The sequence below is a fragment of the Micromonospora sp. NPDC005220 genome (genome assembly GCF_040607895.1).
Taxonomy (GTDB): domain Bacteria; phylum Actinomycetota; class Actinomycetes; order Mycobacteriales; family Micromonosporaceae; genus Micromonospora.
In genome coordinates this window covers 48,871-63,220 of record NZ_JBEXHP010000026.1, presented here as the reverse complement: position 1 = coordinate 63,220, position 14,350 = coordinate 48,871, and the positions used below count along the sequence as shown (strand labels likewise).

The following is a 14,350-nucleotide window of genomic DNA, read 5'->3' as shown; positions in this document are numbered from 1 at the left end:
TGACGTGGTCCGTGACCAGATCCGCTCCCTGGGCTTCAAGGTATTACCCTAACACCTTATACGAGCGCGGCACCCGTCCGGGTGCCGCGCTCGATCCGTTGTACGCCAACGTGAATCAATAGTGGAACGGATCGTTCCGGTCTGTTAGTCTGATTGCAGAACGGAGCGGAACATTCCGTTTCGCAAGTGAGCGAACGGGCTCGCTTGACGGGGTCGGCGGAGAGGGTCGAGACGATGAGCGAGGTGGCAGCAGGACAGTGGCGGATCGTGCTCGACGAGGCGCACAAGGCGCTCCGGACGACCGCCGAGGGAATCCCGGCCGACGTCTGGGATCTGCCCACCCCGTGCGAGCAGTGGACGGTCACCCAGGTGCTCCAGCACGCGACCGGCGACCAGACCGCCTTCGCGGCGGCGATCGTCGGCGGGGACGGGCCGCACGAGGACCCGTTCGCGCCCTCGGGTCGGATCGAGGGCGACAAGCTGATCGGGCTGCGCGCCGCCCTCGACGCGTCCGCCCGCGCCTGGGCAGGTGTCGCCGACGACGATCCGCAGGTGCGGACGCCGCTGCCCATGGGCACGCTGCCGGCCCAGGTGGGTGCCGTCGCATGCGCCCTCGACGCGGCGGTGCACGCCTGGGACGTCGCGGTGGCCACCGGTCAGCCGTCCTCACTCCACGACGAGCTGGCCCGCCCCCTGCTGCAGGTCGCCCGGCAGATCGTCGAGCCGCTGCGGAACTACGGCGCGTACGCCCCGGCGCTCGACGCTGGCGCGGAGGCCGACGACGTCAGCGCCCTGCTCGCCTACCTCGGCCGCGACCCCCAGTGGCCCGGAGTGCGGCTCTGACCGGTCGGCCGACCCCTCAACAGCTCAAGATCGCGCTCGATCATTGATGTAGTGGCCTCGGTGCCTTGCCGAGGCCACTACATCCTGGTTCAAGCGCGATCTTGATGGACGACATGATCAACGAGGAAGGCCCGCGCAACTTCTCGGATGTTGCTGTCTCCCGCGCGTCCGAGGCAGCACTATCCGGGAAGTTGCTCGGATCTGGGCGCGGGGCGCGGGGCGCGGGGCGCGAGGACGCGAGGACGCGAGGACGCGAGGACGCGAGGACGCGAGGGCACGCGCGAGGGCGCGGGGCGCGAGGACGCGGGAAAATTCGGTGGCGGGGGCGCGGGTTCGGCGCGCAGGATGCGCGGGTGATTGAGGCGTACCCGAAGCAGGTTCCTGTCCGTGCGGCCACTGCCGCATGTCGACAGCGGCCGTTCCGGGGACGAGCCTCGATCCGGCACCGACTTCGGTGACCGGGGCCCTCCTCGCCGGCCTGGTCGCCGGCTACGGCGTCGCCATTCCCGTCGGTGCGATCGCGATTGTCATTCTGGGGCTCAGCGCCCGTACCTCGTTTTGGGTTGGTGCGGCCGCGGCGCTCGCCGTGGCGACGGCCGACGGGCTCTACGCGGCCGTCGCCGCGCTCGGCGGCGCCGGCCTGGCCGATGTCATCGCGCCGGTAGCCGGGCCGCTGCGGGTGGTCGCCGCCGTGGTCCTGTTGGGGCTTGCCGGGCACGGCCTCTGGCGGACCTGGTCCGCGCACCGCTCGCAGCGACCATCGACGGCACGCGCCGGTCGGGACATGAGCACTCCGGGGCGGGCCTACGCGGCGCTGCTCGGGTTGACCCTGCTGAACCCGATGACGGTGCTCTACTTCACCGCGCTGGTGCTCGGCCGCCGGGACACGGCCGAGTCGGGAGTGGTTCCCATGGCGCTCTTCGTGGCCGGGGTGTTCCTGGCGTCGGCGAGTTGGCAACTGGTCATCGCCGGTGGTGGCACGGTGGTCGGCCGGGCGCTGACCGGGTCGCGTGGTCGGCTGGTCACCGGCCTGGTCTCCAGCGCGCTGATCGCCGCCCTGGCGGTGGCCGCGCTGCTGCCTGGCTAGCGGTCGCCATCCGAACGCGCGGGACCACCCCACCGCGCAAGGCCCGCCGGGCCTGCCGGGCCGGCACGACCGCACCGGGCCAACCCGACCGCACCGGGCCAACCCGACCGCACCGGGCCAACCCGACCGCACCGGGCCAACCCGACCGCACGGGCCGACCCGACCGCACCGGGCGCACCAGGCCCGCCGGGCCGCCGCGCGGTCTGACCGCGCCGGCTCGTGTGCCGCCCGGGGGTCCGGGCGGGCTCGCGGTGCCGTACGGTCGGGCGATGACCAGTCGACCCGCAGCCGGCGGAGGCCGCTGGGTCGAGGTCGACCCGGCCCGCGTCGGTCGCTGGGTGGAGGGCTTCGCCGACCGGCATGGCCCGCCCACCACCAGCGCGCGGGAGTACGGCCTGCTGCTCGCCGCCCCGGACGGGGCAACCGCCGAGCTGTACGCCCCACCGGGTGCGCCGGTCGGCGCGGATGTGGCCGGGTTCGTGGCCTCCGCCGTCCTGCCCCGCCGGATCGGTCTGCTGCTGGCTCGCAAGGGCGCGGTTGCGGTCGGGGTGGCCGTGGGCCCCGATCTCGTGGTCTCCAAGGTGGACACCCGGTACGTGCAGGGGCGCACCGCTGCGGGAGGCTGGTCGCAGCACCGGTTCGCGCGCCGACGCGACAACCAGGCGAAGGCTGCGCTGGGTGACGCGGCGGACCTGGCCGTACGGCTGCTGTTGCCGGAGGCGGCGGCGCTTGCCGCGCTGGTCTGCGGGGGTGACCGGCGGGCGGTGGACGGGGTGCTGGCCGACCGGCGGTTGGCCCCGCTGGTGCCGTTGCGGGCGGAGCGGTTGCTCGACGTGCCGGAGCCCCGCCACGCGGTGCTGGTCGCGGCGGTGGGCGCGGCCCGTGCGGTACGGATCCTGGTGCGCGACCCCGACTGACCTCGGCGTTCGCCGACGACGCCGATGGGGTGGAAGCCGTGCTCGCGTCGATGCCGGCCCTGACCGGCAACCTCGGCGTCCTCCTGCGGCGGGTCGACGACGACTGGCTGATCGGCCACTACCAGGTCTCGCGGCTGGCCTGAGCGGAGACCGCCGTCGGCCATCCCTCCCGTTGCGGGGCAGGAATGGCGATCGTGGCAGGCCCGCCGAGGCGCCTGCCACGATCTGGCGAACGAGGTCAGAGCTGGTCGGTGCCGAAGGTGTCGCAGGTCTTCGGGTCGCCCTGGTCGTAGCCCTGCTGGAACCAGCGCTGCCGCTGCTCGGACGTGCCGTGGGTGAACTGGTCGGGGTTGACCCGTCCGCCGGAGCGTTCCTGGATGCTGTCGTCGCCGATCGCCTCGGCGGCCTGCACGGCCTCGCTGATGTCGGCCTGGGTGATCGACTTGAACAGCGGTTCTCGGCCGGTCTTGTCCTTGCTCTCGGTGGAGTGCTTGGCCCAGGCGCCGGCGTAGCAGTCGGCCTGCAATTCCAGCCGTACGGAGGCGGACTTGGGGCCGCTCTGGTCGCCCTGGCCGGCCTTCGCGTTGGTGCCGAGCAGGTTCTGGATGTGGTGTCCGTACTCGTGGGCGAGCACGTAGGGCTGGGCGAACTCGCCCTTGGCGCCGAACCGGGAGGCCAGCTCGTCGTAGAAGCTCAGGTCGATGTACACCTGCTTGTCGGCCGGGCAGTAGAACGGGCCGACGCCCGAGTCGGCCTGCCCGCAGCCGGTGTTCACGGCGGCCTGGAAGAAGTTGGTGTCGGTCGGTTCGTACTTCCCGTTGCCCAGCTCCGGGTATGCCGTCTGCCAGTAGGCCTGGATGCTGTTGACGTAGAGCAGGTTGCGGCAGCGCGCGTCGTCGAGACGGTCGGGGTTGGCGGTGGAACAGACCTGATCCAGGTCGCCGCCCCCGGCCTGGCCGCCCTCGTCGCCGTTGGTCATGGCGTTCAGGCCGAAGCCCCCGCCGAGCAGGGCGACGAGCACGGCCACCACGATGCCGATGATGCCGCCCCGGCCGCCACCGCCCGGGATGGGGATGCCGATGCCGCCGCCGCCCGACCCGCCGCCCCGACCCAGGTCGTTGGCCTGGGAGGTGTCGAGCTCGGCCCGCTCGTTGAGTTCCATGGTGACCCCGATCGCCGTATGCCGGTGTGAGTGTCTTTTGTATGTCGTTTCGTCCATCGAGTGCCGGACGGGGTCCGGACAGGCGTTCCGATACCCGATGATCTTGATCGGTAATCCGGGCGGAGCGCTCGGCGGCGCCCGGTACACTTGTCGGGTGCTGCGCTGCGAAGGCTGAACCGCCCCGCGCCGTCGGGCCCCTTGAGCCCGCCGGTCGTTTCGCGTGCCCCGAGTCAGCCTTCCGAACCCCGAGAGCGAGCCCGCAAACATGATCACTGCCACCGGCCTGGAACTGCGTGCCGGTTCCCGGATCCTGCTGTCCGACACCACCCTGCGCGTGCAGCCCGGTGATCGGATCGGCCTGGTCGGTCGCAACGGCGCCGGCAAGACCACCACGCTCAAGGTTCTCGCCGGCGAGGGGCAGCCGTACGGCGGGCAGATCGACCAGCGCAGCGCCATCGGCTACCTCCCGCAGGACCCGCGCACCGGTGATCTTGAGGTGACCGGCCGCGACCGGGTGCTCTCCGCCCGCGGCCTGGACGTGCTGATGGCGCAGATGAAGGAGATCGAGACCCAGCTCGCCGAGGACGCCAGCGACAAGCTGGTCCGCCGCTACGGCGCGCTGGAGGACCAGTTCGCCGCCCTCGGCGGTTACGCGGCCGAGGCCGAGGCCGCCCGCATCTGCGCGAACCTGGGCCTGCCGGACCGGGCGCTCGCCCAGACCATCGGCACCCTCTCCGGTGGTCAGCGCCGCCGCATCGAGCTGGCCCGGATCCTGTTCCGCGACGCGGGCGAAAACGGCGGCGGCATCCTGCTGCTCGACGAGCCCACCAACCACCTCGACGCCGACTCGATCACCTGGTTGCGGGGCTTCCTCGCCAACCACAAGGGCGGCCTGATCGTGATCTCCCACGACGGCGCGCTGCTGGAGTCGGTGGTCAACAAGGTCTGGTTCCTCGACGCCACCCGGTCCGTGATCGACGTGTACAACCTGGGCTGGAAGGCGTACCTGGAGGCCCGCGAGACCGACGAGCGGCGTCGCCGCCGGGAGCGGGCCAACGCGGAGAAGAAGGCCGGCGCGCTGATGGCGCAGGCCGACAAGATGCGGGCCAAGGCCACCAAGACCGTCGCCGCGCAGAACATGGCACGCCGGGCCGAGAAGCTGATCTCCGGCCTGGAGGAGGTACGGGTCGCCGACCGGGTCGCGAAGGTACGTTTCCCCAGCCCCGCGCCGTGCGGCAAGACCCCGCTGACCGCGACCGGCCTCTCCAAGTCGTACGGCTCACTGGAGATCTTCACCGACGTCAACGTGGCGGTGGACCGGGGTTCCCGGGTGGCCATCCTCGGTCTCAACGGCGCCGGCAAGACGACCCTGCTGCGGATGCTCGGTGGGCTGCTCACTCCGGACACCGGCGAGGTGCACGCCGGGCACGGCCTGAGGCTGGGCTACTACGCCCAGGAGCACGAGACGCTGGACGTGGAGCGGACGGTGCTGGAGAACATGCGCGCCGCCGCCGTCGAGCAGTCCGACACGGACCTGCGCAAGATTCTCGGCGCGTTCCTCTTCTCCGGTGACGACGTCAACAAGCCAGCCGGTGTGCTCTCCGGTGGCGAGAAGACCCGGCTGGCGCTGTCCACCCTGGTCTGTTCCGGCGCCAACGTGCTGTTGCTCGACGAGCCGACGAACAACCTCGACCCGGTCAGCCGGGAGCAGGTGCTCGACGCCATCGCCAACTACCCCGGTGCGATCGTCCTGGTCACCCACGACCCAGGCGCGGTGCTGGCGCTCAAGCCGGACCGGGCCATCCTGCTGCCCGACGGCGACGAGGACGCCTGGAGCGACGACCTGCTCGAACTGGTCGAGCTGGCCTGACCGACGACGGCTCGGCCCGCTGGTAGGGCGCGGCCCGCCCTCAGCCGAGCAGGTCGACGAGTCGGCCGAGTACGCCGGAGCTGACCAGGATCACCAGCCCGATGGCGATGAAGATCGTCGGCACCAGCCAGGCGCCGGCGCGCTCGACCAGGCGGACCACCCTCCGGTGCCCGCCCAGCCAGGCCCCGACCGCGCACCACAGCGCGACCAGCAGCACGAAGATCAGCAGGAACACCGCGCTGTCGGCCACGCCGAGGGCCCGGAAGACGGGTACGTAGACCGCGACGTTGTCGGCGCCGTTCGCGATCGTCACCCCAGCCACGCCGAGCGCACCGGTGACGACCGCAGGCGCCTCGTCGTCGTCCGAACCGCGTAGCGCGCGTACGCCGAGCGCGATCGGCAGCAGGCCGAGCAACCCCGTCCACGGGTCGGGCACCACCAGGAGCCCACCCGCGATCACCGCGCTGGCCAGCGCGAGCGCGCCGATGCCGAGGTATTGCCCGGCGACGATTTCCCAGGTGCGGGGTTGGCCGGTGGTGCGGGCCGCGACGAAGAACAGCGTCAGGATGACGATGTCGTCGATGTCGGTGGCGGCGAAGACCACGGCCGCTGCGCCCGCGGTGCTCAACAGGTCGATCACGACCGAAGGCTACGGGTCGTCGGCAGCGGCCAGCGCGCAGCGGTGGTACGCCCGGACGTCGCGCCGGGCCCGATCGCCAGGATCACTCTATCGGGAAGCTGACATTGCATAGCGTGTCGGTTGGCGAAGAGTTGATATCTGGCGCATGATCGTTCGAGGCGGTCTAATAGGTGGGACCGTATCCGAACCGCACAGTCTGGGACGTGAGGACACAGCATGGCAGCCACTGGCACAGCCACCAGCACTGAGAAGGGTCGCCGGATCGTCGGAGCCGAGCGTCAGACGCTCGCCAAGGACCTGGTAAAGCGGTACACCTCGGGGGAGAGCATCCGCGCGTTGGCGGCCTCGACCGGCCGTTCCTACGGGTTCATCCATCGAGTGCTCACCGAGTCCGGGGTGCAGCTGCGTCAGCGCGGTGGTGCCCGGCGCCGCAAGAAGGCGTGACCCGCCCCACAGCGTCGTTCACCAGCGCCGCGCCCCGGGACGTCCGGTGACCGCCGAGGCGACCGGGGTTCGGCTGACTTGCGACGGGCCGGTCGCCACGGTGACGTTGTGCCGGCCCGACGTGCTCAACGCCCAGACGCCCGCGATGTGGCAAGCGATGAGCGACTTCTCCCGCGACCTGCCCGGCGACGTACGGGTGGTGGTGGTCCGCGGTGAGGGTCGGGCGTTCTCGGCCGGGCTCGATCTCGCGGTGGCGGGTGCCTCCGGCCCGGGGTCGTTCGCCGAGCTGGCCACGCTGCCCGAGCAGGAGTGCGCCGACCGCATCGCCGAGTTCCAGGCCGGTTTCACCTGGCTGCACCGGCCGGATGTCGTCTCCGTCGCGGCCGTGCAGGGCCATGCGATCGGTGCCGGCTTCCAGCTCGCGCTCGCCTGCGACCTGCGGGTGCTCGCCGCGGACGCGAAGCTGTCGATGGCCGAGGTGACGCTCGGCCTGGTGCCTGACCTGGCCGGCACCAAACGGCTCGTCGAGTTGGTCGGGTATTCGCGAGCGTTGGAGATCTGTGCGACCGGCCGCCGGTTGGACGCCGCCGAGGCGGACCGAATCGGGCTGGCCACCCTGGTCGTACCCCCGGCGGAGCTGGACGGCGCGGTACGGGACCTGACCGCCGGCCTGCTCTCCGGTGCCCGCGACGCGGTGGTGGAGATCAAGGCGTTGCTCGCCGGTGCCGCCGGGCGGTCGCACGCCGACCAGCAGCGTGCCGAGCGGGAGGCACAGACCCGTCGGCTGCGCGACCTCGCCGGCAGGGGAGAATAGGTAAGGACCGCACGGGAAGATCCGGGTTACGACCGAGGTTGTCACACTCGTCGGGAGAATTGACCTGACGAAGCGGTCTGCCCGACAACCCGGAGGTGAACGATGTCCAACCCGATGTCCGGCGGTGGCATGGCCGGGTGGAGCATGCTCCGGTCGATGCGCAACCGCGACGAGGTCTCCACCCACCGGCTCAAGCGCGGGGTGGCCCGCCGCATCGTCGCCTTCGCCCAGCCCTACCGGCGCGACATCATCGTCTTCCTGGCCACCGTGGTGTTGGCCGCCATCATCGGCGTGGCCACTCCGGTGCTCGCCGGTGACGTGATCAACGCGATCAACCGGGGCGGCACCGAGGCCGGCCGGCTCGTGGTGCGGCTGGCCCTGTTCATCGCCGGGTTGGCGGTCGCCGACGCGCTGCTCTCGCTGGCCCAACGGTGGTATTCCGCCCGCATCGGCGAGGGCATCATCTTCAACCTGCGCACCCGGGTCTACGACCACGTGCAGCGGATGCCGTTGCAGTTCTTCACCCGTACCCAGACCGGTGCCCTGGTCAGCAGGCTCAACAACGACGTGCTCGGCGCCCAGCGGGCGTTCACCTCCACCCTGTCCGGCGTGGTCAGCAACGTCATCCAGCTGGTGCTCACCGCCGCGGTGATGTTCACCCTCTCCTGGCAGATCACCGCGCTCTCCCTGGTGCTGCTGCCGATCTTCATCATTCCGGCCCGCCGGGTCGGTCGACGGCTGGCGGACATCACCCGCGAGGCGTACAACCTCGACGCCAAGATGAACGCGACCATGACCGAGCGGTTCGGGGTGGCCGGCGCGCTGCTGGTGAAGCTCTTCGGCCAGCCCGAGATCGAGGCCCGCCGGTTCGGCGACCGGGCCGAGCGGGTCCGCGACATCGGCATCCAGTCCGCGATGTACTCCCGCACCTTCTTCGTGGCGATGCTGCTGGTCGCCTCACTGGCGCAGGCGCTGACCTACGGCCTCGGTGGCTGGCTCGCGGTGACCGGCGGCGTCAGCGCCGGCACCGTGGTGACGCTCGCGCTGCTGCTCACCCGCCTGTACGGGCCGCTCACCGCGCTCTCCAACGTCCGGGTGGACGTGATGAGCGCGCTGGTCTCCTTCGACCGCGTCTTCGAGGTGCTCGACCTCAAGCCGGGCATCGTCGAGAAGCCGGACGCGGTGCCGGTGCCCCGGGGCGCCGGCCGGGTCGACTTCCGCGACGTGCGATTCCGCTACCCGAGCGCCGCCGAGATCTCCCTCGCCTCACTGGAGGAGGTCGCCACGCTCGACCGGACCGTCAACGAACCGGTGCTCAAGGGGGTCTCGTTCAGCGTCGAGCCGGGGCAGATGGTCGCGCTGGTCGGCCCGTCCGGGGCGGGCAAGTCGACACTGTCGATGCTCATCTCCCGGATCTACGACGTCAGCGACGGGCAGGTGCTCGTCGGTGGGGTGGACGTGCGCGACGCGACGCTCGCCTCGCTGCGCGACGAGATCGGTGTGGTCACCCAGGATTCGCACCTGTTCCACGAGACGATCGCCGAGAATCTTCGTTACGCCAAGCCGGACGCCACCGACGACGAGATCTGGGCCGCCCTGGCCGGGGCGCAGGTGGCCGACCTGGTGCGGGCGCTGCCCGACGGTCTGGACACCACAGTGGGGGAGCGCGGCTACCGGTTCTCCGGCGGCGAGAAGCAGCGCATCGCGATCGCGCGACTGTTGCTCAAGGCCCCGTCGATCGTGATCCTCGACGAGGCGACCGCACACCTGGATTCGGAGAGCGAGGCGGCCGTGCAGCGGGCGCTGTCGGTGGCGCTGGCCGGGCGTACCGCGCTGGTGATCGCCCACCGGCTCTCCACCGTGCGCGACGCCGACCAGATCCTGGTTCTGGACGGCGGGCGGATCGTCGAGCGAGGGCGGCACGAGGAGCTGGTCGCGGTCGGCGGGCTCTACGCCGAGCTGTACCGCACCCAGTTCGCGGTCGCCGACTCGCCCACCCCGTTCGTCGACGCGACCGGCGCCGAGCCGGTGGTCATGCCCCTGGGCACGTACGTCGCCGACGAGGTGCTGCCACCCGCCGCCGCCAACTGACAGCTGCGCGGCGTTGATCGACTCGGGTTCCTGGAAGTCGGGGTGTCCTGGTCGCGTTGACCGCCCGACTTCCTGCAAACCGAGTCGATCAAGGGGCCGGTAGCTCGGTCGCCGCCCGCAGCTCGGCGAACGCCGCCCCCAGCGTCACCGGGGTGAAATGCGCGTTCAGGCCGCTCGGGTTGGGCAACACCCACAGCCGGGCGCCGGCCAGCGACTCCGGCTGCGGCCCGAACGTGGCCTTGGGCCGTTGAAAACCGATCCGGTACGCGGTCACCCCGACCACGGCCACCCAGCGCGGCCGGTACCGGGAGACCTTGTCGGTCAGGATCGCCGCGCCGCCGAGAAGTTCCTCGGCGCTCAGCTCGTCTGCGCGGGCGCTGGCCCGGGCGGCCATGTTGGTGATGCCGAGCCCGAGGGCCGGCAACTCGCCCTGCTCGCTCGGGTGCAGCAGCCGCGGGGTGAATCCGCCCCGGTGCAGGGCGGGCCAGAACCGGTTACCGGGCCGCGCGAAGTGCCACCCGGTCGCGGCCGACCACAGGCCCGGGTTGATGCCGACGAAGAGCACCGTCAGCCCCCCGGCGAGCACGTCGGGAATGGTCCGATCGGCGGCAGCGACCAGGTCCGCCCGGGTGGGCCGGGGATGCGCGACACCCGCGCCGGCACGACGGCCCAGCACCGGCGGCACATCGCCGGCTCGGCTGCCGGTGCCCGGTGTCGGAGCGCCGGCTCGGCTGCCCGCTGTCACAGCCCGCGCAGCGCGCCGCCGTCGACCGGCACTGTGATCCCGGTGAGGTAGCTCGCGGCGGGGGAGAGCACGAACGCGGCCACCCGGCCGAACTCGGCGGGGTCGCCGAGACGGCGCAGCGGGATGCTGGCCTCCGCGTCGGCGCGGGCCCGTTCCGGGTCGCCGGTCGCGGCGAAGAGTTCCCGGTTGCGGTCGGTCAGGATCCGGCCGGGCAGCAGCCCGACCACTCGGACCCCGCGAGGGCCGTAGTCGTCGGCGATGTCCTTGGCCGCGCCGACCAGGCCGGGCCGTAGCCCGTTGGAGATGCCCAGGCCGGGCACCGGGCCGCGGGCCGAGGTGGAGAGCACCAACCCGATCGCGCCGCCCTCGGGCAGCGCGGCGGCGATCGTACGGACCGCGCGGATGGTGCCCAGAAAGACCGTTTCGAAGGAGAGCCGCCACTGCTCGTCGGTGATCGCCGCGGCGTTGCCCGCCGGTGGGCCGCCGACCGAGATCAGCGCGCCGTCGAGCCGGCCGAAGTGCTCCTGGGCGGCGGTGACGAGCTGCCCCGGGGTCTCCGGGTCGGTCAGGTCCGCGGTCACCCCGACGGCGTGCTCCGGGCCGCCCAGCCGCTCTGCGGCGGCGGCCACCGCGGCCGGGTCCCGGGCCGAGAGAACCACCCGCGCGCCGTCGGCGACCAGGCTCTGCGCGGTCGCGTAACCCAGACCGCGGGAGGCCCCGGTGAGGACGTACACGCGGTCGGTCAGTCCGAGATCCATAACGACGATCCTGCCGCATCCGGTACACCGTCGCCAGCAAGGGTGGCTGTCCGTGAGGCGGGGCGCAGCAGGCGTACCCGGCCGGCGATCTGCACCGCGACGGCGCCGCCGGCGCGGCCCACCGCCGGTGCCCGACGCGGACGCGGCGCCCGGCGCCCGTCGTAGCGCAGCCGTGCCTTCCGGACGGCCAACTCCTCGGCGGCCGCCGGGGGGAGCGCCTGCCGGTCGTGCAGCTCCCGGGCCAGGTCCCAACCGTCGCGCAGTGATCCGGCGGTGGGTCGTCGGGCGGCCCAGTCGGCGAAGGTGGTCGACCACCCGGCGCCGAGGCCGGCGGCGAGCAGTGGCCAGTGTCGGGCCACCTCACCGGCCCGCTTGCGCAGCAGGGCCGCGCGGGTGGCGGCCAGTGGACCCGGCGCGAAACCCGCCGGTGGCTCACCCCCGGCGACCAGCGCCGCGACCAGTTCGGCCTGCCGTTCGGCGAGCCCCGCGCGGGGCGTCGGCGCGGTGTCGCCCTCGGGTGTGCCCGTCATGTCACGCTCGGGAAGCCCGCGGTGGCGGCCAGGGCGTCCAGTTCGGCGCGGAGGTCGGCGGCCGGCGGGTAGTGGCCGTCGCGCTCCAGCAGCAGCGCCGGCGGTCGCCGCCGGGCGCAGAGCGCGCCGACCAGCTCCAGCACCGCTGCCGGCACCGGGTCGGTGTGGGTGTCGTGGTAAAAACCGCCGTGCTCCGCGCCGCCGGCCACGTGGGCGTACGCGACCCGCTCCAGCGGCAGGCGGTCCAGCAACGCGAGCGGGTCGGCGCCCCGGTTGCGGGCGTTGGCGTGCACGTTTGCCACGTCCAGCAGCAGCAGTGCCCCGGTCCGGTCGAGGATCTCGGTGAGGAAGTCCGCCTCGTCCAGCTCGTCGTCGGGCCAGTCGACCAGCGCGGCGATCGGTTCCAGCGCGATCGGCACCGGAAGCTCGGCCTGTGCCCGGGTCACGTTGGCGCAGACCGCGTCCACGGCGTCCCGGCTGCGCGGCAGCGGCAGCAGGTGACCGGCCTCCAGGCCGCCGGCCCGGACGAACGCGATGTGCTCGCTGACCAGCGGGGCGTCCAGGCGTTGCGCCACCGCGGCCAGGTGGGCGACCCGCGCCGGGTCGACCGGCTCGGCGCCGCCGAGGGAGAGCCGCACCCCGTGCGGTACGACAGTCACCGCGCGTTCCCGCAGCTGTGTCAGGCCGGGCGGGAGCGGCCCGGACGCGGGTACCCCCTCGGCAACCACCTCGACGAAGCGCAGGCCGGGTAGTCCGGCCACGAAGCCGGCGATCTCCGGGCGCCAGCCGATGCCGACGCCGGACGGGCCGGTCATCCGCCGCACCCCCCGCCTCCGCACCCGCCGCCACCGCCGCAGGAGCTGCCGCCGTCCCCACCGGAGCTGTCCCCGCCGCCGGAGGAACCGTCGGAGCCGCCCGTCCAGCCGCTGCCGGAGGCGGCCTGGCGCTGAATCTCGGCCTGCTCGGCGAAGCCCGGGTCGAGTGCCCAGAGCGTGGCGGTGCCGTACAGGGCCACCCCCATCGCCGCGCCGGCCGCGCCGTAGGTGGCGTAGGCCGGCGTGGAGGCCGGCGCGAGGTGGGTGTGCTCGCGGCGGACGCCGCGTAGCGCGGCTCGACCGGCCCGGGTCAGCACGGGTGCCCGGCGCAGCACCAGCGTGACGATCAGCAGCGCGACCAGGGTCAGTAGCAGGTAGCCGACCGGGTGGCCGTTGGACAGGCCGGAGAACAGTCGGAGCACACCGAGGCCCAGCAGGGCGATCAGGATCGTGGTCCAGAACCGGGCACGGGCGCGCTGCGCGTCGTCGGTGAGCAGCCCGCGTTGCTCCAGGCCGTAGCGGATCTGGTGTAGCGCAATGCGCACGCGCTCGTCCCGCGGCAGGTCCCCGACCCGGGAGTGCTGGTGCGCGGCCCAGTGGATGGCCTGCTCCAGCGGGGTGAGCCCGCTGGGCGCGGCACCGGTGGTGGTCAGCCGGCGGTCCGGTCGTACGCCGATCGCTCCGCTGCCGCGTAGCCCGCCCAGTGCCGCGTGCACCGCGAGTTGGGGGCCGCCATTGAGGTAGGCGACCTGCTGCGGCCCGAGCGGCTCGGCGGTCATGGTGGCGGTCGACCCGGCTGCGAGACGGACCCGGTGATACACCGCGATCGCCACCACCACGGAGACCGCCATCAGGTAGTACCGGAGAAAGGTCGGGCCGGAGATGCCCCAGGTGTCACCGGACGCGGCGTAAACGGTCATCGACTGCTCCTGTCACCGGAGGGATCGGCGGCCCCATTGTGGAGCAGCCTCGCCACGGTCGGCTGACCGGTGTCCGCAGGGTCAGTGCCGGCGGACCGCCTCCTCGACCAGGTCGAGCACCGGGCCCAGATCACCGGCTGGCCGGCCCATGGCCAGGTGCAGCACCAGGCCGTCGTAGGCCAGCTCCAGGAACTGGGCCAGCACGTCGATCGGGACGTCCTCGCGGAGCACCCCGGCGTCGCGCTGGCGGGCCAGCCGGTCCCGGGTCGCCTCGGCGATCGCGGCGGACCGCTCGGCCCACCGTTTGGCGAACGCGGGGTCGGTGCGCAGCCGCCGGGACACCTCCAGTTGGCTGCCCAGCCAGCCGGTGGTGTCCGGGGAGACGGCGCGGGCGAGCAGGTCGCGCATGACCTGCACCAGTCCGTTGCGGGCCACCGTCTCGACCATCGCCGCGGCGTCGTCCTCGGCGACGGCCAGGAAGAGTGAGTCCTTGTCGCGGAAGTGGTGGAAGATCGCGCCACGGGACAGGCCGGTGGCCTCCTCCAGGCGGCGTACGGTCGCCCCCTCGTAGCCGAGCCGGGCGAAACACGCCCGGGCCGCGGCGAGTATCTCCTGCCGGCGCGCGTCGAGCTGGTCCTGGCTTACTCTGGGCACACGTCGATCGTCGCAGGTCAGCTCGGGGCATGCAAACCGTACGTACGGCTTGGGACGTCG

Annotated in this window: 15 protein-coding genes; 7 read left to right on the top strand and 8 right to left on the bottom strand. The window is 72.5% G+C overall.

Annotated elements, in window-relative coordinates:
- Positions 1-234 precede the first annotated feature (234 nt).
- The 3 genes from ABZU52_RS13775 (at position 235) to ABZU52_RS13765 (ending at position 2,847) form a co-directional block, all read left to right on the top strand.
- Entirely contained in the window at positions 235-843 is a 609-nt protein-coding gene (locus ABZU52_RS13775) for a TIGR03086 family metal-binding protein (RefSeq protein ID WP_354971384.1), read from the top strand.
- Positions 844-1,246: 403 nt separating this feature from the next.
- Positions 1,247-1,930: a LysE family transporter gene (locus ABZU52_RS13770; RefSeq protein ID WP_354971383.1), complete on the top strand. Its 684-nt coding sequence runs from the start codon at positions 1,247-1,249 to the stop codon at positions 1,928-1,930.
- A 269-nt stretch (positions 1,931-2,199) separates the two neighbouring features.
- On the top strand, positions 2,200-2,847 hold the full coding sequence (locus tag ABZU52_RS13765; RefSeq protein ID WP_354971382.1) for an acVLRF1 family peptidyl-tRNA hydrolase: 648 nt from the start codon (positions 2,200-2,202) through the stop codon (positions 2,845-2,847).
- Positions 2,848-3,085: 238 nt separating this feature from the next.
- On the opposite strand, the gene ABZU52_RS13760 is transcribed toward ABZU52_RS13765, so the two are convergent.
- A complete protein-coding gene (locus ABZU52_RS13760) occupies positions 3,086-4,009 on the bottom strand; it encodes a neutral zinc metallopeptidase (RefSeq protein WP_354971381.1) in 924 nt (307 codons plus the stop codon).
- Positions 4,010-4,274: 265 nt separating this feature from the next.
- Here ABZU52_RS13760 and ABZU52_RS13755 point away from each other — a divergent pair, with 265 nt between their 5' ends.
- Positions 4,275-5,879 (top strand): ABC-F family ATP-binding cassette domain-containing protein, encoded by a 1,605-nt coding sequence (locus ABZU52_RS13755; RefSeq protein ID WP_354971380.1) that lies wholly within the window; start codon positions 4,275-4,277, stop codon positions 5,877-5,879.
- 40 nt (positions 5,880-5,919) lie between these two features.
- Here the strand turns inward: ABZU52_RS13755 and ABZU52_RS13750 are convergent, their stop codons facing one another.
- On the bottom strand, positions 5,920-6,519 hold the full coding sequence (locus ABZU52_RS13750) for a cadmium resistance transporter (protein WP_354971379.1): 600 nt from the start codon (positions 6,517-6,519) through the stop codon (positions 5,920-5,922).
- 216 nt (positions 6,520-6,735) lie between these two features.
- Here ABZU52_RS13750 and ABZU52_RS13745 point away from each other — a divergent pair, with 216 nt between their 5' ends.
- From ABZU52_RS13745 to ABZU52_RS13735, 3 genes are all read left to right on the top strand, one after another.
- Complete coding sequence (locus ABZU52_RS13745; RefSeq protein ID WP_007462679.1) at positions 6,736-6,963, top strand: helix-turn-helix domain-containing protein; 228 nt, start codon at positions 6,736-6,738, stop codon at positions 6,961-6,963.
- A 46-nt stretch (positions 6,964-7,009) separates the two neighbouring features.
- Positions 7,010-7,777, top strand: a complete 768-nt coding sequence (locus tag ABZU52_RS13740; protein ID WP_354971378.1) for an enoyl-CoA hydratase/isomerase family protein — start codon at positions 7,010-7,012, stop codon at positions 7,775-7,777.
- Between the two features lie 114 nt (positions 7,778-7,891).
- Positions 7,892-9,868, top strand: coding sequence for an ABC transporter ATP-binding protein (locus ABZU52_RS13735; RefSeq protein ID WP_354971389.1), 1,977 nt, complete (start codon positions 7,892-7,894; stop codon positions 9,866-9,868).
- Between the two features lie 88 nt (positions 9,869-9,956).
- Here ABZU52_RS13735 and mug read toward each other — a convergent pair whose 3' ends face one another.
- The 6 genes from mug to ABZU52_RS13705 all read right to left on the bottom strand — a co-directional run bounded on the left by mug (position 9,957) and on the right by ABZU52_RS13705 (position 14,290).
- On the bottom strand, positions 9,957-10,544 hold the full coding sequence (mug, locus tag ABZU52_RS13730) for a G/U mismatch-specific DNA glycosylase (RefSeq protein WP_354971377.1): 588 nt from the start codon (positions 10,542-10,544) through the stop codon (positions 9,957-9,959).
- A 65-nt stretch (positions 10,545-10,609) separates the two neighbouring features.
- On the bottom strand, positions 10,610-11,371 hold the full coding sequence (locus ABZU52_RS13725; RefSeq protein WP_354971376.1) for an SDR family oxidoreductase: 762 nt from the start codon (positions 11,369-11,371) through the stop codon (positions 10,610-10,612).
- Positions 11,356-11,901, bottom strand: coding sequence for a hypothetical protein (locus ABZU52_RS13720; RefSeq protein WP_354971375.1), 546 nt, complete (start codon positions 11,899-11,901; stop codon positions 11,356-11,358). The genes ABZU52_RS13725 and ABZU52_RS13720 overlap by 16 nt, the downstream gene beginning before the upstream one ends.
- Positions 11,898-12,716: a DUF692 domain-containing protein gene (locus ABZU52_RS13715; protein WP_354971374.1), complete on the bottom strand. Its 819-nt coding sequence runs from the start codon at positions 12,714-12,716 to the stop codon at positions 11,898-11,900. The genes ABZU52_RS13720 and ABZU52_RS13715 overlap by 4 nt, the downstream gene beginning before the upstream one ends.
- Positions 12,713-13,636: a TIGR04222 domain-containing membrane protein gene (locus ABZU52_RS13710; RefSeq protein ID WP_354971373.1), complete on the bottom strand. Its 924-nt coding sequence runs from the start codon at positions 13,634-13,636 to the stop codon at positions 12,713-12,715. Before ABZU52_RS13710 ends, ABZU52_RS13715 begins: the two co-directional genes overlap by 4 nt.
- Positions 13,637-13,717: 81 nt before the next feature.
- On the bottom strand, positions 13,718-14,290 hold the full coding sequence (locus ABZU52_RS13705; protein ID WP_030337284.1) for a TetR/AcrR family transcriptional regulator: 573 nt from the start codon (positions 14,288-14,290) through the stop codon (positions 13,718-13,720).
- Between the last annotated feature and the right edge of the window lie 60 nt (positions 14,291-14,350).